Raw genomic sequence first — 23,282 nt, forward strand, 5'->3', positions numbered from 1 at the left:
GTAAATACTATAAGAATGGAAAAAATGTTGGATAATCTATTACCGATTATGGATGTGGAACACGACAGCATCCTGAGCAAACAAGGCGATGTCACCGTCGTGTTTAAAGCAGACCTGCCGGAGATCTTTACCCTTTCCGATCAGGAATATGAAGCTTTTCATCAGGCCTGGGTAAAAGCCATTAAGGTATTGCCCAAATTCAGTGTACTGCATAAACAGGACTGGTTTTTGCAAACCGGGCATCAACCCGATTTTACCAAAGCCGATACCAGTTTTTTAAGCCGGGCAAGTGAGCGGTTTTTTAATGAACGCCCCTTTCTGGATCATAGGTGTTATATCCTACTGACCAAAAAACCGGATAACCGCAAAACGGCAACTTCTGCCTATTCCAGCCTGCTGCGCAGAAGCATCGTCCCGGAAGAAACATTGAAACCCTCTTTGTTACAGGATTTTCTGGACGCTGCCGGTCAGTTTCAACGTATCATGGAAGATAGTGGCTTTGTGAAACTGACCCGATTACGGGAAAAGGAACTTTGGAGTGGCAAACGGACAATGGGTATCATTGAAAAGTACTGCTACCTGTCGGAGCACAATGACCAGTATCTCATGGGAGACATCAACTTCCAGGAAGGCTTACAGGTAGGTTCAAAGCATTGTCAACTTTACACCCTGGGGGATGCTGCTGACCTGCCTGCACTTTGTGGCAGTCGTATCAATTACGATAAGTACAGTACGGACAAAACCAAATTCAGTATCGGCTTTGCCTCTACGCTGGGTCAACTACTGCCCTGTAATCATATTTACAACCAATACCTGTTTATCGAGGATGCCCAGAAGACGATCACTAAACTGGAATCCAAAAGGCTACGGTTGCAATCCCTGTCCGCTTACAGCCGGGAAAATATGATTGCCCGTGATGCGACCAATGATTTTTTAAATGAAGCTATCAGTCAGCAACGCCTTCCGGTAAAAGCCCATTTTAATGTACTGGTATGGACGGAAGATAAGGAAGAACTCAAAGACCTGAAAAACAAAGTCTCCTCCGCATTGGCACAAATGGATGCGGTAGCCAAACAGGAAACCATCGGAGCTCCTCAGATTTTCTGGGCAGGTATTCCCGGCAATGCCGCTGACTTTCCCATGAACGATACCTTCGACACCTTTGCCGAACAGGCGACCTGTTTTCTGAACCTGGAAACGGGTTACCGTACTTCCTTAAGTCCTGTAGGGATTCGTCTGGGAGATCGGATGACGGGCAAACCTGTACATGTGGACATTAGTGATGAACCCATGAACATGGGGATTTGTACCAACCGTAACAAGTTTATACTAGGTCCCTCCGGGAGCGGAAAATCCTTTTTTACCAATCATATGGTACGCAGCTATTACGAGCAGGGAACCCATATTGTACTGGTGGATGTAGGACATAGCTATAAGGGCTTGTGTGATATGGTCAACGGCTACTATTTCACCTACAGTGAAGAAAACCCGATCCGTTTCAACCCTTTCTTTATCGGGGAGGGTGACCACCTGGACACGGAAAAGAAAGAAAGTATCAAAACACTGCTGCTCGCTCTTTGGAAAAAGGATGATGAAGCCTTCAAACGCAGCGAGTATGTAGCGCTTTCCAATGCCATTACCGGATACTACCGGCACCTTGAGAAGAATCCATCGGTGTTTCCTTGTTTCAACAGCTTTTATGAATTCCTGCGGGATGAGTATGTAGCGGTACTTCAACAGGATCGGGTAAAAGACCGGGATTTTGATATGGATAATTTCCTGTATGTACTCCGCCCATATTTCCGGGGCGGGGAATTTGATTACCTGCTCAATGCCACGGAAAACCTGAACCTTTTACAGGAACGCTTTATCGTGTTTGAACTGGACAATATCAAAGATCATCCCATCCTCTTCCCGGTAGTGACCATCATTATCATGGAAGTCTTCATCAACAAGATGCGCAAAATGAAAGGCATCCGTAAGATGATCTTAATTGAAGAAGCCTGGAAAGCCCTGATGAAAGAAGGTTTTGCGGAATACATCAAATACCTCTTTAAAACAGTACGGAAATTCTTTGGCGAGGCTATCGTGGTGACCCAGGAAGTAGAAGATATTATTTCTTCTCCGGTGGTCAAGCAGGCGATCATCAATAACAGCGATTGCAAGATACTGCTCGACCAAAGCAAGTACCAAAACAAATTTGACCAAATACAGGAACTCTTAGGGTTAACGGAAAAAGAAAAAGCCCTTGTGTTATCGGTCAATAAAGCCAATGATCCCACCCGAAAATACAAAGAGGTCTTTATCAGCCTCGGCGGAATGCTCAGCAAGGTGTACCGCACCGAAGTGAGCGTGGAAGAATACCTGGCGTACACCACCGAACAGACTGAAAAGGTGAAACTGATGGAATATGCGGCAAAATTTGGCGGGGATATCCGCAAGGGTATTGCTGCAATGGCGGAAGATCTAAAACTTAAAAAATGATGAACCATGAAAAAATATGCAAGAATGTTACTGCTTGCCCTTTGTATCTCCTTTATGGTACTACCGGTACAACAGGCGAATGCCACTCCGATAGCCATACTGGAAATCATCAAAGCAGGCATCAAAAAAGTAATCAAAGCCGTGGATTTAAAAATCCAGCGCTTACAGAACAAGACCATCTGGTTACAGAACGCCCAGAAGACCTTGGAAAATACGCTTTCCAAGCTCAAACTGGATGAGATTTCCGAGTGGACGGAAAAACAAAAAGAGCAATACCGGGAATATTATGAAGAGCTGGCTAAGGTAAAGGCTATTATTTCCTATTACCAGCGCATCCGGGATATCACCCAAAAACAGGTTCGGCTGGTCAATGAATACCAACATGCCTGGCAGCTCATTCAGCAGGATGAACACTTTACCTCGGATGAGATTGAATATATGTCAGAGGTATACTCCGGTATCCTGGAAGAGAGCCTAAACAATATTGACCAGATTACCCTGATCGTTCAATCCTTTACCACCACCATGAGTGATGCCAAACGCCTGGAGATCATCAACAATGCCGCCGATCAGGTTGATGCCAATTATGATGACCTGATGCGCTTTAATCAGCAAAATGTATTGCTGAGCCTTTCCAGGGCAAAGACTTCCATTGAAGTACAAACCGTGAAAAAATTATATGGACTTCCTCAATAACACGAACTATGAGAAAGATAATTTTAATAGGACTCATGCTGTTTCTGGCAGCAGGAACCGTTCAGGCACAGACTTTTTCAGAGTGGTTCCGCCAGAAAAAGACACAGAAGAAATACCTGCTTCAGCAGATTGCCGCTTTACAGGTATATATCGGATATGCTCAAAAAGGGTATCGTATTGCCAAAGAAGGTTTGACCACTATCGGAGGGTTTACCAAAGGGGAATTTGACCTGCATAATGATTTTATAAACTCCTTGAGTACAGTCAACCCTGAAATCAGAAACTATGCAAAGGTAGCAGACATCATCGCCCTTGAAATACGCATCATTCAGGATTACGGGCAAACCTACGGACAACTTGGTAATAGCGATGCTTTTACCGAAGCAGAACTCAGCTATATCGGGCGGGTTTTTACTCGCCTCTTGGAGGATTGTGAACAGGCACTGGACGAACTTATTGCGATAACTACGGATGCCGAGTTGCAAATGGAAGATAATGAGCGCATGGAGCGTATCGACAAGCTCTACTTACGCATGCAGGACAATTACACCTTCTCGCAAAGTTTCGGCAATGAAGCCAAAGTAATGGCAGCCGCTCGGATCAGGGAATACCATGAAGTACAATACGGCAAAACACTCAGGAACCTTCAAAACGAAAACCCATGAAAAAGACAGGAATACTTATAGGACTTGTGATCTGCGGGCTCTTCTGCTCGTTCAGAGCATCAGCGCAATCCGCAGAGATACAACAGCTCTTGCTCAATGTAGAAAAACTGACCCAGTTCAAACAGATATTGAGCGATATGAAAAAGGGCTATCAGATATTGGAAGGAGGTTATAATACCATCAAGGATATATCGGAAGGTAATTTCAGTATGCACAAAGCTTTTTTGGACGGGCTGATGGAAGTAAGCCCCACCGTTCGCAATTACAAACGTGTGGGCGATATTGTGAATTATCAGGTGATACTGGTCAGGGAATACCGGAATGCGTATGACCGGTTTCAAAGTGACGGGAATTTCAATCCGCAGGAACTGGCGTATCTCGGACGGGTGTATGATAACCTCTTTGATGAAAGCCTGCGAAATCTCGATGAATTACTGGTCATCATTACGGCAGGTAAAGCCCGTATGAGTGATGATGAGCGTTTACAGGCCATTGACCGGATCTATGCCGATATGCAGGACAAACTAATGTTCCTCAGACACTTTAATAATAATACGACCATTCTTGCGGTGCAAAGGGCAAAAGAAAGAAATGATGCCCGCACCATTCGCAATATATATGGTATAAACAACTAAAAATCAAAAATTATGGCAACATATAGAAAAACCGCCTGGCTGGCGGTTATAGGATTGCTATTGCCTTTTATGGGCAGTGCACAGGGAATTGCCGGTGAGATGAACAGCTTGCATAGTGTATTGGAACAACTCTATGATGAAATGATGCCACTGTGCAGCCAGCTTATTGGCGTAGGACAGGCACTGGCGGGATTTGCCGCCATGTGGTATATCGCTTCCAGGGTCTGGGGACATTTGTCAAGAGCGGAACCTATCGACTTTTACCCGCTTTTTCGCCCGTTTGTCATCGGGTTTTGTGTGCTGATATTCCCTTCCGTTCTGGGATTGATCAACGGGATCATGAAACCCACGGTGACCGCTACCGCTTCGATGGTAGAAGGCTCCGACAGGGCAATTGCGGTGCTTTTGGAAAAGAAGGAAGAAGCCATCAAAAAAACGGATGTATGGCAGATGTATGTGGGTGAAAGCGGGGATGGTGACCGGGACCGATGGTATAAATACACCCATGATAATGCCAGTCCTTCTGATGAAGGCTTTTTTGAAGGGATTGGCAACGACATCAAGTTTGCCATGTCCAAAGCCTCGTACAATTTCCGCAATTCGGTCAAGGAATGGATGAGTGAAGTACTGCGGGTACTCTTTGAAGCCGCAGCCTTATGTATCGATACGCTACGAACCTTTCAATTGGTGGTACTTGCCATATTGGGGCCGCTGGTATTTGGGATTGCCGTCTTTGACGGGTTCCAGCATACCCTGACCGTTTGGATTGCCCGATACATCAATATTTTTCTCTGGCTTCCGGTAGCCAATATTTTCGGGAGCATTATCGGAAAAATCCAGGAGAAAATGCTGGAAATGGACATTGCCCAGGTACAGGATTACGGGGATACTTTTTTCAGCCGCACGGATATGGCCTATCTGGTCTTTATGATTATTGGCATTGTAGGATACTTTACCGTGCCTTCGGTAGCCAATTACATTGTCCATGCGGGAGGTGGCGGTGCTTTGGGACAGAAAGTCACCAGTATCTTCAGCAGTTCCTCCAGAGCAGTTATGGGAGCAGCCACAGGTGGGGCCAGCATGGCGGCGGATGCAATGGGCAATGCCGCCAGTCGTATTTCCCAGAGTATGGCCAGCAATGGTACAACCAATCCTTATTTCAAGGATGGCAATTCGGATGGCGGTGGCTCCGGCTATATGAATGACAAACTCAAAGGTAATTCTTAACCCCAAAAAGGAGAAATCATGTTTAAAAAAATGAAAAATATCGATACGGCTTTTCGGCATATCCGGGGATTTACCATGCTTATTATTGCAGGCTCGGTGCTATTATCCTGCTTTGCCCTTTATAAGAGTTTCAGTCTGGTATCGGAGATGCAGGATAGGATTTACATTCTTGCCAATGGCAAGGCACTCGAAGCCTATTCCGCCGGACGTAAGGACAATATCCCAGTGGAAGCACGGGATCATGTGAAAACCTTCCACCAATTGTTCTTTACCCTTGACCCGGATGATAAAGCAATTGAAACGAATATCACTAAAGCTTTATACCTGGCGGATGGCAGTGCCAAACGGATTTATGATGACCTGAAGGAGAACGGATATTATGCCGGGCTTATTTCCGGAAATGTTAACCAGACCATCCATGTGGATAGCGTAGCGGTGGACATCAATGAATACCCCTATAAATTCCGGTGCTACGCTACCCAGCGCATAATCCGTCCGACCAGTATCACTACCCGAAGCCTGATTACTGAAGGGGCGTTGCGTAATGTATCCCGAAGTGATAATAATCCGCATGGTTTTCTGATAGAACGCTGGGCAACCATCGCCAACAAGGATTTGAAAACGACCGCCAGACGGTATTAAGCCCATAATGGACATTTATTCAAAATTAATACAAACAAAGTCAATTGAGTGGCTTATAAAACTTTGTACAAATGAAACGAAATACAAAACAGAAAAAGGAGGCTCCTAAAAACGGACTGTTAATCCTGGGATTACTTGCCTTATACAAATGGCTGCAAAAAGCATGGGCAAAATGGATGTCGAATAAGACAAAGCGTATTTCCAAGCGGTCAGGAACCATAGCGCTGGTCCTTTTTGTAAGCCTCACCAGCGGTTACTGTATCTATCTCGGGGTACACGCCATCACTGGAAAAAGTAAGGACAATGCCTTTACGGTAACCTCGATCAAACGTCCCCGGCATCTTACGGAATCCGAAGCTATAGCATCACCGCTCCCTCCGGTATCCAAACAGGATTACAGGCGCATTCAAAAGTTCCGGTGGTATATGGATAGCCTTGCCCGAAGCCCATCGGGTAGAAAACTATATGACAGTATCGTAGCAGCCCGTCCGGGATTGATGGATTCGGTTCGCTATATCGAAAAAGAATATCAAAACTTTAAAAATCAATGACCATGGAAAAACAGGTAATAACACCAAAAATGAAAAGACAGCGCAAGTTCCTATTGGTATTGCCGCTGCTCGTCCTTCCTTTCACCACTCTGATATTTTGGGTATTGGGAGGCGGACAGGTACAGGAACTACAGGCACAGGAAACTCCACAGAACGGGTTTAACCTTCACCTGCCGGAAGCAAAACTGACCGATGACAAGCAAATGGATAAGATGAGCTATTACAACCGGGCAGAACAGGATTCGGCAAAATTCAGGGAACTCCGTAAAAATGATCCGAACTATAAAAACAGTGTGATTTCAGATATGGATGATGTATTACCCCAACAGGAAGTAAAACCGGGTCAGGTATCATCCGGTGGACTGAAAACTTCCCTCTACGGAAGCGGTCAGGGCAACGATCCGAATACGGATAAAATTTATAAAAAGCTGGAAGCTTTAAACAGGGAATTGAACAAACCGGTGGAACGAACCCAGCTTTCTGAAGATTCCGCGAAACAGGAAACAAAAACCAATTATGGTAATACATCGGTGAGTTCCAGTGATGTGGACAGGCTGGAAGAAATGATGCACACCATGACCCAGCCGGAAGCACCTGACCCGGAACTGGAACAACTCAACAGTATGCTGGAAAAGATTCTTGATGTACAGCATCCCGAGCGGGTTCAGGAGAAACTAAAACAACTATCGGAGGATCGCAGGGAACAATTGTACAAAGTATCCACTGCACAGAAAGATGATAGTATTTCGCTGATGCATACCGGACGCTTTGTTACTCCTACGGCAAATGGATTTTATTCCCTGGACGATGACCAAATTGCTGAACAACCAGAAAATGCCATACAAGCGGTTATTCACGAATCACAGACCGTAGTGAACGGGTCTACCGTAAAGCTTCGCCTGGTCAATGATGTATTCATTAATGGGGTGCATATCCCCAAAGACAACTTTGTGTTTGGAATTGCTTCCCTTAGCGGGGAAAGGCTGCATATCAAGATCAACAGCATTAGAAGCGGTAATTCCCTTTTCCCGGTAGAACTCTCCGTGTACGATATGGATGGATTGGACGGGGTTTACATTCCCGGCGCCATTACCCGGGATGTCGCCAAACAATCGGCTGACCGCTCCATGCAAAACATCGGATTGACCTCTCTTGACCCTTCCTGGCAGGCACAGGCCGCAGGTGCCGGTATAGAAACGGCTAAATCACTGTTCAGTAAAAAAGTAAAACTGATAAAAGTAACCCTGAAAGCGGGCTATCAGGTATTGCTCCGTGATGAAAAACAAAAACAGATCAGTAATCAATAAGTAATAACCATTTAAAATTCCATAAAGATGAAAAAGATAAATGCACATATGGTGATGGGATTTTTCCTGTTCCTTTTCGGATTAAATGTAAACGCTCAAAGCAGGACTAAGCTTGAGCCCAAATCCATCGCTCCCTATCCTTTGGAGATTACCTATTTTAAAACGACCAATATTATATTTCCAAGTGCCATTGTGGGTGTGGACAGGGGTAGTAAAGATGTGTTGGCGCAAAAAGCTAAAGGAGCTGCCAATATTCTACAGCTCAAAGCGGCAAGGGACAGTTTCCCGGAGACCAACCTGACGGTGATTACCGCAGATGGGAAATTGAATTCCTTTGTGATTAACTATACACCCATGCCGTCCGTGTTGAATGTTTCCATAAAGGAAAGGGATAACAAAAACAGTATTTTCCTTTCACCCGGATCGGTTAATGAAGCTGAAGTCACTACCTATGCTACACACACCTTATATTCCAAATACAAAGGGCATAAGGTAAAGCGCAGCAAATATGGTATCCGCTTCGGATTGAACGGCATATTCATTCGGGACAACCTGATGTACCTGAGGTTAACCATTACCAACACATCCAATATCAGCTATGATATTGACCAATTACGCTTTTTTATCCGTGACCAGAAAAAGGCGAAAAGGACAGCTTCACAGGAAATTGAGATTACCCCGGTACACATCCAAAATAAGGTAACAAAAATTGACGGTCGGTCTTCACAGGCCTTGGTAGTTGCCGTTCCCAAGTTTACCATTCCCGATAAGAAATATTTCGCTATTCAATTGTTTGAAGCAAACGGGGGAAGGCATATCGAACTCAGTGTAAAAAACAGGACGATTATTAAAGCTGTAGTACTTCCCACATTGCAAATCAACAGGAAGTACACCTATCAATAACTTTTAAATCAATTATCATGAATCAGAAGAATTTAGAATACCTGAAAGATCAGATTAAATATACCGGTTTTGGAGAAGGCTTTGAAGCTCCCTTAAAGCGAATGATGGAAATAGAAAAGCCAGCTTTTAAGCTGGTACATGAAACCCAATTCGGTACTGATAAGGTGGAAGCCCGAATGAATTTTAGCAAGTCCAAGCAAACGGATATGTATTTCTTTAACTCCTATCAGGTGAGTGTACAAAAGGAAAATAGTCCTGATGAAGCGATGAAACAGACCTTCTATATCAACAAAGGCAATAACATTACCCTGAAAGAAGCCTACAACTTAATGGAAGGGCGGTCGGTCAATAAGGATTTGACCAACAAGGAAGGGCAACTCTACAATGCATGGTTACAGATGGATTTTAAACAGAGTGATGACAATGGAAATTTTAAAATACAGCAGTACCATCAAAACTATGGGTACGATCTGGAAGCAACACTTTCTAAACATCCCATTAAAGAACTGGAGCACGAAACCTATAAATCCAACCTGGTCGATTCCCTGAAAAAAGGAAACCTGCAATCGGCAACTTTTCAAAAGGAAGGTTCGGAGCAGAAACAGTACATCGAGGCGAATCCACGGTTTAAGACCATCAATATCTATGACAGTAATATGCAACGGATGGATAACCGCCAGTCCAAGACGGAAAAACAATCGGAAGCACAAAGCCGCTCTGCTAAACAGGATCATAAAGGTCAGGAGCAGCCAATTAACGATGAAGCTCCGGATATACCGAAGGCTAAGAAGAAAAGAAAGAGACCCACTATAACCTAAATGATATGGAAGAGTTAAAGCCTTTATCTAATTTTTTTACGGCTATTGAGCAGGATGGCCGTATCAGCATTACACATATAGGGATATATGCTGCCCTGTTAGAGTACCGGGCGCAGATGGGCAATAGCAATCCGATAGTGGCATTCAGCTATGACATTATGAAGATTGCAAAAATATCATCTGCCATGACCTATCATAAATGTGTAAAGGATCTTAATGCCTACGGGTATATACGGTATGAACCCTCATTTAATAAAAACAAGGGGAGTAAAATCTACTTTCACGAAACCGATGGGTAGCATGAATTAATTTTTCGGTATAAAGCCCTTCGGGGCTTTTGCTGTTTTAAAGCGGAGGTGTAAGATGGAAAATGAAGTAAAGAGAATTCCGCCGGAAAAAGCAATAGCACTATTGAAAGAAGACGGTATAGAAGTAACAGCAGAACAGGTGAAAGTCATCCTGGACTTTATGTATGAGATTGCAGATATTGTAGTAGATCAGTATCTGGCAAAACCTGCCTGAATTTCGTATATTTATAAACGGAATCAAGCTGTTAGACAGAACAACCTTAAAACGTGGGAGAGATGAAAATTGCAGATTTATACATACGGGTAAGCACGGATGAACAGGCCGATAAGGGATACTCACAACGGGATCAGGAAGAGCGTTTGCGTAAGTATTGTGAAATCAACCATATTCAGGTACGGAAAGTGATTTATGAGGATCATTCTGCAAAAACCTTTAAACGTCCTTCCTGGACAAAACTGTTGGGCATCCTTCGTAAATCCAGAGGGCAGTCCGATTTGATATTATTTACCAAATGGGACAGGTTCAGCCGAAATGCGGGAGATGCTTATCAGATGATCGGCACGTTGAGAAGATTGGGGGTAGAACCGCAGGCAGTCGAACAACCGCTCGATTTATCCATTCCTGAAAATAAAATGATGCTCGCCTTTTATTTGGCTGCTCCTGAAGTGGAAAATGACAGAAGGGCATTGAATGTATTTCATGGGATGCGCAGGGCTAAAAAAGAAGGTCGCTGGATGGGAACAGCGCCGATTGGATACGTCAATAAAACCAACGAAAGCGGTAAAAAATATATTGCCCCAAGGGAAGTTCAGAGCGATATTATGAAATGGGCGTTCAAAGAGTTGGCAAAAAATATGTTCAGTACCGAGCAGGTTTGGAAAATGGCAAAGGAAAAGGGGCTGAAATGCAGTAAGAATAATTTCTGGACAGCTATCCGTAATCCTATGTATTGCGGTAAAATATTTATTCCTAAATACAAAGATGAAGAAAGTCAATTGGTAATGGGGCAACACGAACCCCTGATATCTGAAGCCTTGTTTTATGATGTACAGGATGTGCTTGACGGTCGTAAAAAAGTGATGCGGGCTAAAATGAAGGTGGATGGTCATTTTCCATTACGTGGATTTGTGATTTGCCCGGATTGCGGACGTATGCTGACCGGTAGCAAGTCGAAAGGGCGTTCCCAGTATTATTACTATTACCATTGCTCTGGTGGCTGTAAATTCAGACACAAGGCTGAAGATATGAATGAAAAGATCGTTTCCGAAATTGGGAAATATGTGTATTCCATTCCTAAGCTGAATCTATTTAAAGAAGTCATTACTTCGGTATATAAAACAAAAACCAGAGACAGGATTGGAAATATACAGCAGTTGAAAATCCGTTTACAGGACGAAAACAATAAACTGAGTAAAGCAAGGGAATTACTTTTGTGTGGTGATATTGAAGCGGATGATTACCGAATGATGAAAGCGGATGCCGATAAAAAAATAAACAGGCTGGAAGCTAAACTGACAAGCACGATAACCGACACTCAAAACGTAGAACCCCTGTGGGACAAGGCGATCAGCAATCTTTCACAGTTGGGCTACTTGTATGAAACCGGGACGATTACACAAAAAAGAAAGATCATTGGTTCGGTCTTTCCTGAAAATCTGACTTTTGACGGATTTGAATATCGAACCACCCGCGTTAATGAAGCAATCAAGTATATCACACTGATTGACAAAGATTTAAATGGAAATAAAAATGGGACAAACTCATCATTTTTGAATTTGTCCCATCAAGTGACCCCGGAGGGATTCGAACCCCCAACCCTCAGAGCCGAAATCTGATATTCTATCCAGTTGAACTACGGAGCCATGATCCGGGCAATGAAATAAAATTTCATTAAGATCCCAGGTTTATTTTAATTTTTAAGCTAACTTCTGTTTTACGATTGCAGAGATCACTTTACCATCTGCTTTTCCCGCCAATTGCTTGGTTACAGCTCCCATCACTTTCCCCATATCTTTCATGCCTTCGGCACCGGTATCGGCAATGGTTTTTTCTACCACAACCGCAATCTCTTCTTCACTCATTTGTTCCGGAAGGAATTTCTCTATCACTGCCGCCTGAGCCAATTCAGGTGCTGCAAGATCCTCTCTTCCCTGATCCGAATAAATTGTCGCACTATCTTTACGCTGTTTCACGAGCTTTTGTAACAATTTCAATTCGTCTGCTTCCGACAATTCCTTGGAACTGCTCTCGGTCTGTGCAAGCAAAAGTGCAGATTTGATAGCACGTAGAGCTTCCAAAGACACAGTGTCTTTTGCCCTCATGGCAGTCTTCATCTCCTCCATTACTTTACTTTGCAAACTCATAATTTTCGGCTTTTATTTCCGGACTGCGAATATAAGAAAGAATTCGAGAATGTGTAGCGAAAAATTTGAAGATTTTTACAGCATTCCTTAAAACAGTTAAACGTCATGGTTTTAAAAAACACATGACGTTTAACATCTTTTGTTCACCATATATCGCTAAGAATTTCTCTCCTTGGAAGAACACAACAATCAGTCTACATTATCGTGCAGGAACGAATTGTTGGATCTTAACTGCATATCATCATTACTGTCCTTACCTACCGAAATCCGGGATGTACCGTCTTCGGATGTTCTTTCATGCAGTTGGACTCCCATTCTCTTATATGCAGGCTGCTTCTCGATCTCATCGATCTTGGAAGTACTGTTATTGAACTTGTAATTGAATTCCTTGAGCCTTTTTCTTCGTTCTTCAGCACGGAGTTTCAGACTGTCTTCTATAGAAGAATTAAAAGGATCTATCTCCTTATTCTCAGCGGGAGGAGCAGATTGATTAACTACCTTTTTCTCGATAGCAAGCTCCCGGTCTGCCACTTCATTTTTCTTCTGTACCGGTTTGGCATTGGAAAGCCTGCTTTCCATCTCCATATAATCATCCAGGCTATATCGCCTTACACCTTCTTCGGACACTTCGGTTACGGGCACTACTTCTACATGATCTTTCACCTCGTAGTTTCTCGTATCCTCATCCATATCAAAGGTAAAAACATTCTTTTTCTCTTCCTTTTTCTGTTGTTGCTCGGACTTGGGTGTCTCCCGATTTTCATTTCCGGGAGTCAAAGGCATATCAAAAGAAAGCATGGTCTGCTGTTGCTGCTTCTGCTGTTCTTTCATTCGTATCTCTTCGACCTCAACTTCTATATTACGGATATTTTCGGTGGTATCTATGATCACAAAATCTTCTTCTCTGGCATACACCTCATCATAGATCACATTGATATTCCGTATAAGATCGGTAGTAGGAACCAGGTCCGGGCCCTTTTTTACCTCGGTTTCGGGCATATCATCCGTAAGCGTATGTTTTACGGTTTGTTGTTTCGGTTCTTCCGAAACAGCCTTGGGCTTTATCTCACCCGGAAAATTCATCGTGGAAAACGTCTTATCCGGAGTCAGCTCCTGGGTAGCCCGCTGCTCATCTTCGAGGGTATGAATAATCTTTTTGGCTTCCGTATTTACGATCTCATGTTGTTGTTCGATATTAAAACCTGTAGCGATAACCGTTACGGAAATAGCATCTCCGATGGTGTCATCTTCACCGACACCCATAATGATGTTGGCTCCGTGACCGGCTTCATTCTGAATATGATCATTGATCTCTCCTATTTCATCTATAGTGATCTCCTCTCCGCCAGAAACGATAAGTAGCAGTACGTTTTTGGCTCCGGTGATCTTATTATCGTTCAACAACGGAGAATCCAGCGCCTTGATAATAGCGTCCTGAGCACGGTTACCCCCGGAAGCGGAAGCAGAACCCATGATCGCAGTACCGCTACTCGACAGGACGGTCTTGGCATCCCTGAGGTCAATGTTTTGTGTATAGTGATGCGTAATAACTTCCGCAATACCCCTGGAAGCTGTGGCAAGGACTTCATCCGCTTTGGAGAAACCTGCTTTAAACCCGAGGTTTCCGTAAACTTCGCGCAGTTTGTTATTGTTGATAACGATGAGTGAGTCCACATGGCTCCGCAGGTTCTCTACTCCTCTACGGGCCTGCTCATTACGCATTTTCCCTTCGAACTGGAAAGGAATGGTAACGATACCCACAGTAAGGATATCGAGTTCTTTAGCCATTTTAGCAATGATAGGAGCTGCCCCGGTACCGGTACCTCCTCCCATTCCTGCCGTTATAAAGAGCATTTTGGTATTGCTGTCCAGCATCCCCTTTATCTCTTCAAAACTTTCTATGGCGGCTTTTTCCCCGACATCGGGATTAGCTCCGGCTCCCAGTCCTTCCGTGAGCGATACCCCAAGCTGTATTTTATTGGGTACAGGACTGTTGTCCAAAGCCTGCGAATCCGTATTACATACTACAAAGTCGACACCTTTTATCCCCAGTTGAAACATGTGGTTGATAGCATTGCTACCACCACCGCCAACACCAATCACCTTGATTACATTGCTCTGGTTTTTGGGCATGTCGAACGAGATGTTTCCAAAATCTGTGTTGCTACTCATAATTCTTGTTTACAGGTTTTAAAATATTTTCCTTTAGCCAATACCGTTTACTCCGCATTGTCTAAAAAATCTTTCACTCTATCGGACCATTTTTCCAGGAAAGACTTTCGCTCTTTCGAAGGTCTCGATACAGTTTCGGGCTCATCGTTGGTTGGTTCTTCGGGTTGTTGTTCAGTCTGTATTTTCTTTTCTACAATCTTTTCTTCTTTAAAATTCTTTTCCTGTCTGTCGAGGGCGTTCATCACCAGGCCTACTGCCGTAGCATATACGGGGCTTGCTACCTCCGGATCGGAATCTCCGGCCAGGTGCTCATTGGGGTATCCTATTCTGGTATCCATCCCCGTAATATATTCGACCAGTTGCTTCAGATGCTTCAACTGGCTTCCGCCCCCCGTAAGCACAATACCGGCTATGAGTTTCTTCTTTTGGTCCTCATGCCCGTAATTCTTTATTTCCATGTACACCTGCTCTATGATCTCCACCACTCTCGCGTGGATGATCTTAGAGAGGTTTTTCAATGTAATTTCTTTGGGCTCTCTGCCTCTCAGGCCAGGAATAGAAACAATCTCATTGTCCTTATTCTCTCCCGGCCAGGCGGAACCGAATTTAATTTTCAGCAATTCGGCCTGCTTTTCGATAATAGAGCAGCCTTCTTTTATATCTTCGGTGATCACATTACCCCCAAAAGGGATGACTGCCGTATGTCTGATGATCCCGTCTTTGAAGATCGCCAGATCGGTTGTACCTCCTCCGATATCGATCAGCGCTACCCCAGCCTCTTTTTCTTCCTGGCTCAACACTGCATTGGCCGAAGCCAGCGGCTCCAGAGTTATGCCCGATAATTCCAGTCCGGAACTTTTTACACAGCGCCCTATATTGCGTATGGAAGATACCTGCCCTACCACCACATGAAAATTAGCCTCCAGTCTTCCGCCGTACATCCCGACAGGCTCCTTGATTTCCGACTGCCCATCCAGCTTGTATTCCTGCGGAAGTACATGAATAATTTCTTCTCCCGGCAGCATAACCAGTTTATAAACCTGGTTACACAACCTGTCTACATCCGATTCGTCTATGACCTCATCCGAATTGGGACGGGTAATATAGTCGCTGTGCTGCAGACTTCGTATATGTTGCCCGGCAATACCTACCACCACTTCGGTGATCTGTTTCCCGGAATTGTTCTCTGCTTCCTGTACCGCTTGTTGTATGGACTGGATCGTCTGGGTGATATTATTCACCACCCCACGGTGGACCCCAAGACTTTTTGCTTTCCCAATGCCCAATATCTCTATCTTGCCATATTCGTTTTTACGGCCGATCATAACCACGATTTTCGTGGTCCCTATATCCAATCCTATTGCGTATTTCTCCTTTTCCATATCTTACTTTTTGGTGCAAACCACCTGGTCATTGAATCGCAGATCTACTTTTTTATAGGTTCCCAAAGACTGGTCTTTACGTGCTTTTTGATAAAAAGCCTTAAAATTAACGACTTTCTGTTCCAGGTTATCCGTATTACCCAAGATCACAGTAAAGTCGTCCGTTCGCAGTCTCAGGTCGTATCCTGATTCCGTCTTGTGTATTCCTACAATATTCCTGTTTAAAAACCTGTCTTCATCTATATACTTCACCAGTACATACACATCATTCAGGTCGTCTTCGTTTACCTGGCCGGTGATCAAAGGCACACGCGCCGCGTGAACCGGAGACAGTGGCATTTTTTTGCCTTTTCTGTCGATATAAAACGACGACTTGCCCGCTACACGGGCAATCGGTTCTCTTTGCTTTATTTTCGCACCAAGTTGCCCGTTAACAGTAAGATAGACCTGGGCCTCCTGAATCATTTCATTAGAGTACAGAGTATGCTCTAACTTATTCAAAACTAATTTTTCTTTAGGTATGTTCGGGACGGAGTCCGTACTTAGTATTAACAATTTATTAACCATGGCATGGGTAACGAAAAGGTTATCTCCATCGAGAAACTCGACCTGCAAACCGGATACCGGCTTTTTCCCGGATCTCTGATTTGCAAAAGAATACAGAAAAACCAACACTATAACAGCCAGTAACAGCTTTACTATGTAAAATATTTTTCTCATGAGATCATTCTAAATTTCCTTCCTCTTCTTTTACGCCAACCTTAAAATCTTATTTTTATTCTTTAGCCTTTTCCGAAAGTACCTCCCTGATCTTTTCTACTTCCCGGCCAATGTCTCCCGCTCCCAAGGTAAGCACTACATCGGCATCGGTTTTTTTCAGCAGGGACAACAATTCTTTTTTACTTACCAACTGTTTATTATCATTGTCGATCTCTTCGAGCAAACGCGCGGAAGTAATACCTTCTATAGGCTCTTCCCGGGCCGGATAAATATCCAGCAGCACTACTTCATCGAAACCGGAAAGACTCCTTCCGAATTCTTCCATAAAATCCCTGGTCCGACTAAAGAGATGGGGCTGAAACACCGCCATGACCTTTTTCCCGGGATACATCTCCCGGACCGCCTGGTATACCGCATCGATTTCCGCAGGATGGTGCGCATAGTCATCGACATACACGATATTTTCCGATTTCAGCTGATACGAGAATCTTCGTTTCACTCCTTTAAAGCCAAACAAAGCCTCGGCAGCGTCCCCGGGCTCCACTCCTCCTTCTACAGCCATTGTAAATGCCGCAAGCGCATTGAGAAGGTTGTGCTTTCCGGGCTTCCCGAATTTTACACGGGTTACCAGTTTTTCCGGTGTCCTTATATCAAATACATACCCACCATCCCGGATCTCCAGATTTTCGACCGAATAATCGGCACCGGATTCTACCCCGTAGGTTATTCCGGATATCGGCAAACCATACCGTACTATGAGTTTTCCTCCGGGCTTCACCTTACCTGCAAATTCGCGGAATGTACGATCCATCTCCTCCTTGTTTCCATATATATCGAGATGATCAGCATCTATAGAGGTAATACAGGCTATATCCGGTGACAGGTGCAAAAAAGACCTGTCGAATTCATCGGCTTCGGTCACGGTAATCTTATCTCCTTCGAGGAGAAAATTACTGTTCAGGTTTTCCGAGATCCCTCCGAGAAATGCGGTTACCGGAACTCCTGTATCTTTTAGCACATGAGCAAGTATCGCCGAAGTCGTAGTTTTTCCGTGCGTCCCGGCCACTGCATAGCAGAATGATCCTGATGTTATAAAGCCCAGAACCTGCGCCCTTTTACACACTTCGAACCCCTTACCTGTAAAATACTGAAACAGCGCACTGCTTTTGGGCACCGCAGGAGTATAAACCACCAAAGTACCGACAGTATCTCTGAACACTTCGGGGATTTCCTCTTCGTCATCCTTAAAGGTCACCGACATCCCTGCATTTTCCAGCTCCGTAGTCATCTCGGTAGAAACACGGTCGTACCCGGCTACGTTTTTACCGATAAATTTAAAGTAACGGGCCAGGGCAGACATTCCTATACCTCCTATACCTATAAAATAGACGTTATTTATAGTCTTTAGATTCATCTGTCGCGATCTACTGTTTCTCCTTTGGTTTAATACACTTTTCTATTTCATCGACAATAGTTGCCGTAGCATCAGGCAGCGCAAGCTTCCTGAAATTATTACCGAGCTCCTCCTGTTTTTCTTCAGACGAGATCAGGGACACGAATTCGTTTTCAAAGACCGTATCCAGTTCTTTTTCACGGATAAGTATGGCAGCATTTTTAGCGGCAACAGCCTGAGCATTTTTGGTTTGATGGTCTTCCGCAACATGGGGCGAAGGAATAAAAATCACCGGTTTCCCCACGACACTCAACTCCGACACCGAGCTTGCTCCTGCCCTTGATATCACTACATCCGCCGCAGCATAGGCCAGTGCCATCTCGTTTATAAACGCATGCACCCGGACCGTATTATCCTCGTACTCTTTAAATTCTTCGTAATATAACTTTCCGCATTGCCAAAGCACCTGTACCCCATTTTTCCGTAACAACGGCAGTTGCTTCCGGACCAATTCATTTATTGCTCTTGCCCCGAGACTACCTCCCAGAACCAATACTACTTTCTTCCCGGGGTCTATACGAAAAAACGCCTGTGCTTCCACACGTCTTGTCTTTACATCCAGCAAATCCTTTCGCACCGGGTTTCCCGTCTTTATAATTTTATCTGCCGGAAAAAACCTTTCCAGTCCGTCATAAGCAACACATATCTTCGATACTTTTCCGGCCAGCAAACGGTTGGTTATCCCCGGATAGGAATTCTGCTCCTGCAGGACACAGGGAACACCTTTACCGGAAGCTACCCTTAAAAGCGGGCCGCTGGCAAATCCGCCCGTACCGACAACCACATCGGGCTTAAATCTTTTTAATATCCTGCCCGCTTTCCACAAACTACTGATCAGTTTGAAAGGAAACAACAGGTTTTTCAAACTTATTTTACGATCAATCCCCGATATCCATAATCCTTCTATCCGGTATCCGGCCTGAGGCACCTTCTCCATTTCCATCCTGTCGCTTGCTCCTACAAAAAGAAACGCTGCACCCGGATGCCGCATCCGCAATTCATCTGCGATAGCTATGGCGGGGTAGATATGCCCCCCGGTTCCTCCTCCTGATATGATAAATCTATAATTGTTCACTTAATATCTCTAATGGGTTCTGTTCTTCTTCATCAACCGGAACTCCAGACTGCTCTACCGCTTCCTGTCGTTGTGCACTTACACTCAGAATAATTCCGAGCGCCATACACGACATCCAGATCGATGTCCCCCCGGTACTGATCAGCGGCAGGTTTTGCCCGGTTACTGGAAACAACTCTACGGCAACCGCCATATTGATAAGGGCCTGGAAAACTATAGGCAAACCTACACCGACCACTACAAGTTTACCAAAGACCGAATCTGCCTTGTAGGCTACAATGACGATACGGAACAACAGTAACATATACAAAAACAATAATAACAATCCGCCTGCCAGTCCGTATTCTTCTACGATAATAGCATAAATAAAGTCGGACGAACTCTGCGGAAGGAAATTTTTCATCACACTTTTACCTGCTCCGACACCCAGCACTCCTCCGGTAGCTATAGCGATTTTCGCCTTTTCGATCTGGTAGTCCGCCTCGGTATCTTCACCGTTGGCAAAGTTTTCCACCCGGCTCACCCAGGTATCTATCCTGTTTGGAAGCAGGTCCGGAAAAGCCTTGTTTATCAACACAAAGATCAACAGGCAAAAAATACCGGCACCAATAATACTGAGGATGTATTTGGTGGGGTACCCTCCCAGAAAACACAATACCAGGACCATAAAAAACAGTATTGCCGTAGTCGAAAAATTCGCTGGCAATATCAGGGCCATCACCAGAAAAACAGGTATCCAAAGCGGCAACAGTGTCTCGTTGAATGTCACTTCCTGGTCTTTTATCCTGGACAGATACCTGGCTACGTAAATAAGCAGCACCACCGTAGCGAGAGTAGACGTCTGAAAACTGACTCCCACAAAAGGGATCTGCACCCAGCGACTGGCATTTGCCCCACCTATGGTTGTACCCTGCGCCAGGGTGTAAACAAGCAACAGAAAGACCACGGGCATAGCTATAATGGACAACCCCTTGAAATACCTGTAAGGAATACGGTGCATCCCGAAAATAATTCCGAACCCGAGTAACAGTAACAGGCCATGCTTCAGCAGATGTCCGACAGTCGTACCGTTACCAACCACATAAACCAGGTTAGAACTCGCACTGTACACCGGCAGAAAGGAAAGGATCGCCAACAGGGCTACGATAGCCCAGATGGTTTTGTCCCCTTTGATATTTCTGAATATACTTTGCATTTCCGTTATTATATTTCATTTCCCCGGCCCGATCATAGCCGGGAGATAATATACTATGTCACTACAGCTTTCTCACTGCTTCTTTAAACTGATCTCCCCGGTCTTCGTAATTCCGGAACAGGTCAAAACTCGCACATGCAGGTGAAAGCAACACATTATCACCCTTTTCCGCAATTTTGTATGCTATTTTCACCGCTTCTTCCATGGACTGCGTTTCGACCATAAGATCAACCACTTTCCCAAAAGTGTCAATAATTTTGGTATTATCCAGTCCGAGACAGATAATTGCCTTTACTTTTTCCCTCACCAGGGGCATCAGGGTATTGTAATCGTTACCCTTATCTTCTCCTCCGACGATCCAGACAGTAGGAGCAGACATGCTATCCAGGGCATACATGGCTGCATTTACATTAGTTGCCTTGGAGTCATTGATATACTGAACATTCTGAATCTTCAGTACTTTTTCCAGTCGGTGCTCTACACCCTGAAAATTTTCGAGACTCTCCCTAATGGTTTTCTTTCTGACCTTAACCAGGTGGGCTACCAGAGAAGCCGCCATCGTGTTCTTAACGTTGTGCTTCCCTTCTAATGCTAATGTGTCTGTTGACATAGTTATCTGATCGTTATCTATTGTTATTATTATTCTGTTTTCTTTTGCGTAAGCGCCATTCGGGATCTCTTTCTCCAGTGAAAACGGCAGCTGTCTCGACTTCACCGGATGTTTTTGCAACCAGTCGGCAATCACTTCATCATCAGCATCATAAATGAGATAATCGGCTGCTGTCTGGTTCAGGGCAATCCGAAACTTGGACGCTATATAATTCTCAAATTTGTATTCGTACCTATCGAGATGATCGGGAGTAATATTGGTAATTACTGCAATATGAGGCCTGAAATCCACTATACCATCCAACTGAAAACTGCTGATCTCCAGCACATAGTTTTCCTTGTCATCTTCGGCAACCATCTGAGCAAAACTATCTCCGATATTTCCCGCCATTCCCACATCGAGCCCTTCACTATTCAACAGGTGATATGTGAGCATTGTCGTCGTGGTCTTCCCGTTACTCCCCGTAATTCCGATAAGCTGTCCTTTGGTATAAGCCGCAGCAAATTCTATTTCCGATATTACCGGAACACCTTTGGCTCTCAACTCACGGACCAGCGCCACTTTATCAGGAATACCGGGGCTTTTCATAACCAGGTCCGCATCGTAAATTTTTTCTTCCGTATGCTGTCCTTCTTCCCAGGAAATCCCATGTTGTTCAAGAACGTGTTTATACTTTTCCTTTATCAGTCCTTTATCGGACACAAAAACCTCAAAACCTGCTTTCAGACCAAGCACAGCCGTACCTACACCACTTTCTCCCCCTCCGAGCACGATCAGTTTTTTTCCTTTACTCTTGTCTGCCTCCATAGCTTTGATCTTTACAAACTACTTATCTGACCTTCAATGTAACAATGGAGATCACTGCAAGCATAATTCCTATAATCCAGAACCGGGTCACGATCTTGCTTTCGTGATAGCCCTTTTTCTGATAGTGGTGATGCAACGGGGACATCAGAAATATCCGCCTTCCTTCCCCGTATTTTTTCTTGGTGTACTTAAAATAACTCACCTGTAAGACCACGGATAAATTTTCTGCCAGAAAAATACCGCACAATACAGGTATAAGCAGTTCTTTCCGGACCGCTACGGCAATTACAGCGATGATACCGCCAATAGTCAGGCTTCCGGTATCTCCCATAAACACCTGTGCAGGATAAGTATTGTACCATAAAAACCCTACCAGAGCCCCGGCAAAAGCCGCGATGTAAACGGACAACTCCCCTACGCGAGGGATATACATAATATTGAGATAATCCGAGAAGATAATATTACCGGACACCCATGCAAAAATCCCCAGGACGATTACAATAATTGCAGATGATCCTGCCGCGAGACCATCTATTCCGTCGGTAAGATTTGCCCCGTTGGACACTGCCGTAACGATAAAGATGACTATAGGGATAAAAATCAACCAGGCATAGTCTTTATAATGCTCTCCCGTCCACGCTATAATACGGGAATAATCCAGTTCGTTATTCTTTACAAAAGGGATCGTTGTTACGGTCGATTTCTCTTCTTTGTTTGCTGCTTCTGCCGAACGGCCTACCATCTCGACACCATCTGCCTTAGGGTCTTCCTTGATCGTCACTTCGGGGTGAAAATAGAACGTAGCACCTACTATTATTCCCAATCCCACCTGGCCAAGCACTTTAAACCTTCCTTTCAGCCCTTCTTTATCTTTTTTAAATATCTTAATATAGTCATCCACAAAGCCGATAGCCCCCATCCACACCGTGGTAATCAGCAATACAATAACATAGATATTGTTGAGTTTAGCGAACAGCAATACCGGCACCAGGGTAGAAAGTATGATAATAATACCTCCCATGGTCGGCGTTCCCGCCTTTTCATTTTGTCCCTGCAGACCAAGATCGCGTACGGTCTCTCCAACCTGTTGTCTACGGAGAAAGTCTATGATGCGTTTCCCGAAAATCGTAGAGATCAACAAAGAGCAGATGACAGCCATAGCAGCCCTGAAAGAAAGGAACTGAAACAGTCCCGATCCGGGAAATTCGTAATGTTTGCTCAGGTATTCGAATAAATGGTACAACATCTAATCTCTGTCTTTTTACTGT

22 protein-coding genes and 1 tRNA gene are annotated in these 23,282 nt (G+C 44.4%); 13 read left to right on the forward strand and 10 right to left on the reverse strand.

The window, feature by feature from the left end; translation table 11 throughout:
• Nucleotides 1-15: 15 nt before the first annotated feature.
• From BT112_RS17425 to BT112_RS17480, 13 genes are all read left to right on the forward strand, one after another.
• Entirely contained in the window at nucleotides 16-2,484 is a 2,469-nt protein-coding gene (locus tag BT112_RS17425) for a TraG family conjugative transposon ATPase (RefSeq protein ID WP_072318751.1), read from the forward strand.
• Nucleotides 2,485-2,490: 6 nt separating this feature from the next.
• A complete protein-coding gene (locus BT112_RS17430; RefSeq protein WP_072318752.1) occupies nucleotides 2,491-3,180 on the forward strand; it encodes a conjugal transfer protein TraI in 690 nt (229 codons plus the stop codon).
• An 8-nt stretch (nucleotides 3,181-3,188) separates the two neighbouring features.
• Complete coding sequence (locus BT112_RS17435; protein ID WP_072318753.1) at nucleotides 3,189-3,845, forward strand: hypothetical protein; 657 nt, start codon at nucleotides 3,189-3,191, stop codon at nucleotides 3,843-3,845.
• The gene (locus BT112_RS17440) at nucleotides 3,842-4,480 is read left to right on the forward strand and encodes a tellurite resistance TerB family protein (RefSeq protein ID WP_072318754.1); all 639 of its coding nucleotides are present in this window, start codon (nucleotides 3,842-3,844) and stop codon (nucleotides 4,478-4,480) included. The genes BT112_RS17435 and BT112_RS17440 overlap by 4 nt, the downstream gene beginning before the upstream one ends.
• 12 nt (nucleotides 4,481-4,492) lie before the next feature.
• Nucleotides 4,493-5,707, forward strand: a complete 1,215-nt coding sequence (traJ, locus tag BT112_RS17445; RefSeq protein WP_072318755.1) for a conjugative transposon protein TraJ — start codon at nucleotides 4,493-4,495, stop codon at nucleotides 5,705-5,707.
• A gap of 30 nt (nucleotides 5,708-5,737) precedes the next feature.
• Nucleotides 5,738-6,349: a conjugative transposon protein TraK gene (gene traK, locus BT112_RS17450; RefSeq protein WP_262493973.1), complete on the forward strand. Its 612-nt coding sequence runs from the start codon at nucleotides 5,738-5,740 to the stop codon at nucleotides 6,347-6,349.
• 71 nt (nucleotides 6,350-6,420) lie between these two features.
• On the forward strand, nucleotides 6,421-6,900 hold the full coding sequence (locus tag BT112_RS17455) for a hypothetical protein (RefSeq protein ID WP_072318756.1): 480 nt from the start codon (nucleotides 6,421-6,423) through the stop codon (nucleotides 6,898-6,900).
• 2 nt (nucleotides 6,901-6,902) lie between these two features.
• Entirely contained in the window at nucleotides 6,903-8,207 is a 1,305-nt protein-coding gene (gene traM / locus BT112_RS17460) for a conjugative transposon protein TraM (protein WP_072318791.1), read from the forward strand.
• Nucleotides 8,208-8,234: 27 nt separating this feature from the next.
• Nucleotides 8,235-9,110: a conjugative transposon protein TraN gene (gene traN, locus BT112_RS17465; RefSeq protein WP_072318757.1), complete on the forward strand. Its 876-nt coding sequence runs from the start codon at nucleotides 8,235-8,237 to the stop codon at nucleotides 9,108-9,110.
• Between the two features lie 17 nt (nucleotides 9,111-9,127).
• A complete protein-coding gene (locus BT112_RS17470) occupies nucleotides 9,128-9,928 on the forward strand; it encodes a hypothetical protein (protein WP_072318758.1) in 801 nt (266 codons plus the stop codon).
• 5 nt (nucleotides 9,929-9,933) lie between these two features.
• Complete coding sequence (locus BT112_RS17475) at nucleotides 9,934-10,227, forward strand: hypothetical protein (protein WP_072318759.1); 294 nt, start codon at nucleotides 9,934-9,936, stop codon at nucleotides 10,225-10,227.
• Nucleotides 10,228-10,291: 64 nt separating this feature from the next.
• Nucleotides 10,292-10,450 carry a hypothetical protein gene (locus BT112_RS21900; RefSeq protein WP_013072897.1) on the forward strand — a complete coding sequence of 53 codons (159 nt, stop codon included), beginning with the start codon at nucleotides 10,292-10,294 and terminating at the stop codon, nucleotides 10,448-10,450.
• A 62-nt stretch (nucleotides 10,451-10,512) separates the two neighbouring features.
• Nucleotides 10,513-12,072 (forward strand): recombinase family protein, encoded by a 1,560-nt coding sequence (locus BT112_RS17480; protein ID WP_072318792.1) that lies wholly within the window; start codon nucleotides 10,513-10,515, stop codon nucleotides 12,070-12,072.
• Here the strand turns inward: BT112_RS17480 and BT112_RS17485 are convergent.
• The 10 genes from BT112_RS17485 to mraY form a co-directional block, all read right to left on the reverse strand.
• Nucleotides 12,026-12,099, reverse strand: a tRNA-Arg gene (locus tag BT112_RS17485). The genes BT112_RS17480 and BT112_RS17485 overlap by 47 nt on opposite strands.
• Before the next feature lie 54 nt (nucleotides 12,100-12,153).
• A complete protein-coding gene (locus BT112_RS17490) occupies nucleotides 12,154-12,600 on the reverse strand; it encodes a GatB/YqeY domain-containing protein (protein ID WP_072318760.1) in 447 nt (148 codons plus the stop codon).
• A gap of 189 nt (nucleotides 12,601-12,789) precedes the next feature.
• The gene (ftsZ, locus tag BT112_RS17495) at nucleotides 12,790-14,772 is read right to left on the reverse strand and encodes a cell division protein FtsZ (RefSeq protein ID WP_072318761.1); all 1,983 of its coding nucleotides are present in this window, start codon (nucleotides 14,770-14,772) and stop codon (nucleotides 12,790-12,792) included.
• Between the two features lie 47 nt (nucleotides 14,773-14,819).
• Complete coding sequence (gene ftsA / locus BT112_RS17500; protein ID WP_072318762.1) at nucleotides 14,820-16,154, reverse strand: cell division protein FtsA; 1,335 nt, start codon at nucleotides 16,152-16,154, stop codon at nucleotides 14,820-14,822.
• Between the two features lie 3 nt (nucleotides 16,155-16,157).
• Entirely contained in the window at nucleotides 16,158-16,874 is a 717-nt protein-coding gene (locus BT112_RS17505) for a cell division protein FtsQ/DivIB (RefSeq protein ID WP_072318763.1), read from the reverse strand.
• A 55-nt stretch (nucleotides 16,875-16,929) separates the two neighbouring features.
• Complete coding sequence (murC, locus tag BT112_RS17510; RefSeq protein WP_072318764.1) at nucleotides 16,930-18,288, reverse strand: UDP-N-acetylmuramate--L-alanine ligase; 1,359 nt, start codon at nucleotides 18,286-18,288, stop codon at nucleotides 16,930-16,932.
• A gap of 10 nt (nucleotides 18,289-18,298) precedes the next feature.
• Nucleotides 18,299-19,402: an undecaprenyldiphospho-muramoylpentapeptide beta-N-acetylglucosaminyltransferase gene (gene murG, locus BT112_RS17515; protein ID WP_072318765.1), complete on the reverse strand. Its 1,104-nt coding sequence runs from the start codon at nucleotides 19,400-19,402 to the stop codon at nucleotides 18,299-18,301.
• On the reverse strand, nucleotides 19,389-20,597 hold the full coding sequence (locus tag BT112_RS17520) for an FtsW/RodA/SpoVE family cell cycle protein (RefSeq protein WP_072318766.1): 1,209 nt from the start codon (nucleotides 20,595-20,597) through the stop codon (nucleotides 19,389-19,391). The genes murG and BT112_RS17520 overlap by 14 nt, the downstream gene beginning before the upstream one ends.
• Nucleotides 20,598-20,658: 61 nt before the next feature.
• On the reverse strand, nucleotides 20,659-22,014 hold the full coding sequence (gene murD / locus BT112_RS17525) for a UDP-N-acetylmuramoyl-L-alanine--D-glutamate ligase (protein WP_072318767.1): 1,356 nt from the start codon (nucleotides 22,012-22,014) through the stop codon (nucleotides 20,659-20,661).
• A gap of 22 nt (nucleotides 22,015-22,036) precedes the next feature.
• Nucleotides 22,037-23,260, reverse strand: coding sequence for a phospho-N-acetylmuramoyl-pentapeptide-transferase (gene mraY / locus BT112_RS17530; RefSeq protein WP_072318768.1), 1,224 nt, complete (start codon nucleotides 23,258-23,260; stop codon nucleotides 22,037-22,039).
• Nucleotides 23,261-23,282: the final 22 nt, after the last annotated feature.

It is taken from the genome of Sinomicrobium oceani (assembly GCF_900119185.1).
In the GTDB taxonomy this organism is placed as follows: Bacteria; Bacteroidota; Bacteroidia; order Flavobacteriales; family Flavobacteriaceae; genus Sinomicrobium; species Sinomicrobium oceani.

Bases quoted from the DNA above. Each gene is read 5' to 3' on its own strand.
- BT112_RS17425 (WP_072318751.1), top strand. From the start codon at position 16: ATGGAAAAAATGTTGGATAATCTATTACCGATTATGGATGTGGAACAC.
- BT112_RS17430 (WP_072318752.1), top strand. From the start codon at position 2,491: ATGAAAAAATATGCAAGAATGTTACTGCTTGCCCTTTGTATCTCCTTT.
- BT112_RS17435 (WP_072318753.1), top strand. From the start codon at position 3,189: ATGAGAAAGATAATTTTAATAGGACTCATGCTGTTTCTGGCAGCAGGA.
- BT112_RS17440 (WP_072318754.1), top strand. From the start codon at position 3,842: ATGAAAAAGACAGGAATACTTATAGGACTTGTGATCTGCGGGCTCTTC.
- traJ (WP_072318755.1), top strand. From the start codon at position 4,493: ATGGCAACATATAGAAAAACCGCCTGGCTGGCGGTTATAGGATTGCTA.
- traK (WP_262493973.1), top strand. From the start codon at position 5,738: ATGAAAAATATCGATACGGCTTTTCGGCATATCCGGGGATTTACCATG.
- BT112_RS17455 (WP_072318756.1), top strand. From the start codon at position 6,421: ATGAAACGAAATACAAAACAGAAAAAGGAGGCTCCTAAAAACGGACTG.
- traM (WP_072318791.1), top strand. From the start codon at position 6,903: ATGGAAAAACAGGTAATAACACCAAAAATGAAAAGACAGCGCAAGTTC.
- traN (WP_072318757.1), top strand. From the start codon at position 8,235: ATGAAAAAGATAAATGCACATATGGTGATGGGATTTTTCCTGTTCCTT.
- BT112_RS17470 (WP_072318758.1), top strand. From the start codon at position 9,128: ATGAATCAGAAGAATTTAGAATACCTGAAAGATCAGATTAAATATACC.
- BT112_RS17475 (WP_072318759.1), top strand. From the start codon at position 9,934: ATGGAAGAGTTAAAGCCTTTATCTAATTTTTTTACGGCTATTGAGCAG.
- BT112_RS21900 (WP_013072897.1), top strand. From the start codon at position 10,292: ATGGAAAATGAAGTAAAGAGAATTCCGCCGGAAAAAGCAATAGCACTA.
- BT112_RS17480 (WP_072318792.1), top strand. From the start codon at position 10,513: ATGAAAATTGCAGATTTATACATACGGGTAAGCACGGATGAACAGGCC.
- BT112_RS17490 (WP_072318760.1), bottom strand. From the start codon at position 12,600: ATGAGTTTGCAAAGTAAAGTAATGGAGGAGATGAAGACTGCCATGAGG.
- ftsZ (WP_072318761.1), bottom strand. From the start codon at position 14,772: ATGAGTAGCAACACAGATTTTGGAAACATCTCGTTCGACATGCCCAAA.
- ftsA (WP_072318762.1), bottom strand. From the start codon at position 16,154: ATGGAAAAGGAGAAATACGCAATAGGATTGGATATAGGGACCACGAAA.
- BT112_RS17505 (WP_072318763.1), bottom strand. From the start codon at position 16,874: ATGAGAAAAATATTTTACATAGTAAAGCTGTTACTGGCTGTTATAGTG.
- murC (WP_072318764.1), bottom strand. From the start codon at position 18,288: ATGAATCTAAAGACTATAAATAACGTCTATTTTATAGGTATAGGAGGT.
- BT112_RS17520 (WP_072318766.1), bottom strand. From the start codon at position 20,597: ATGCAAAGTATATTCAGAAATATCAAAGGGGACAAAACCATCTGGGCT.
- murD (WP_072318767.1), bottom strand. From the start codon at position 22,014: ATGGAGGCAGACAAGAGTAAAGGAAAAAAACTGATCGTGCTCGGAGGG.
- mraY (WP_072318768.1), bottom strand. From the start codon at position 23,260: ATGTTGTACCATTTATTCGAATACCTGAGCAAACATTACGAATTTCCC.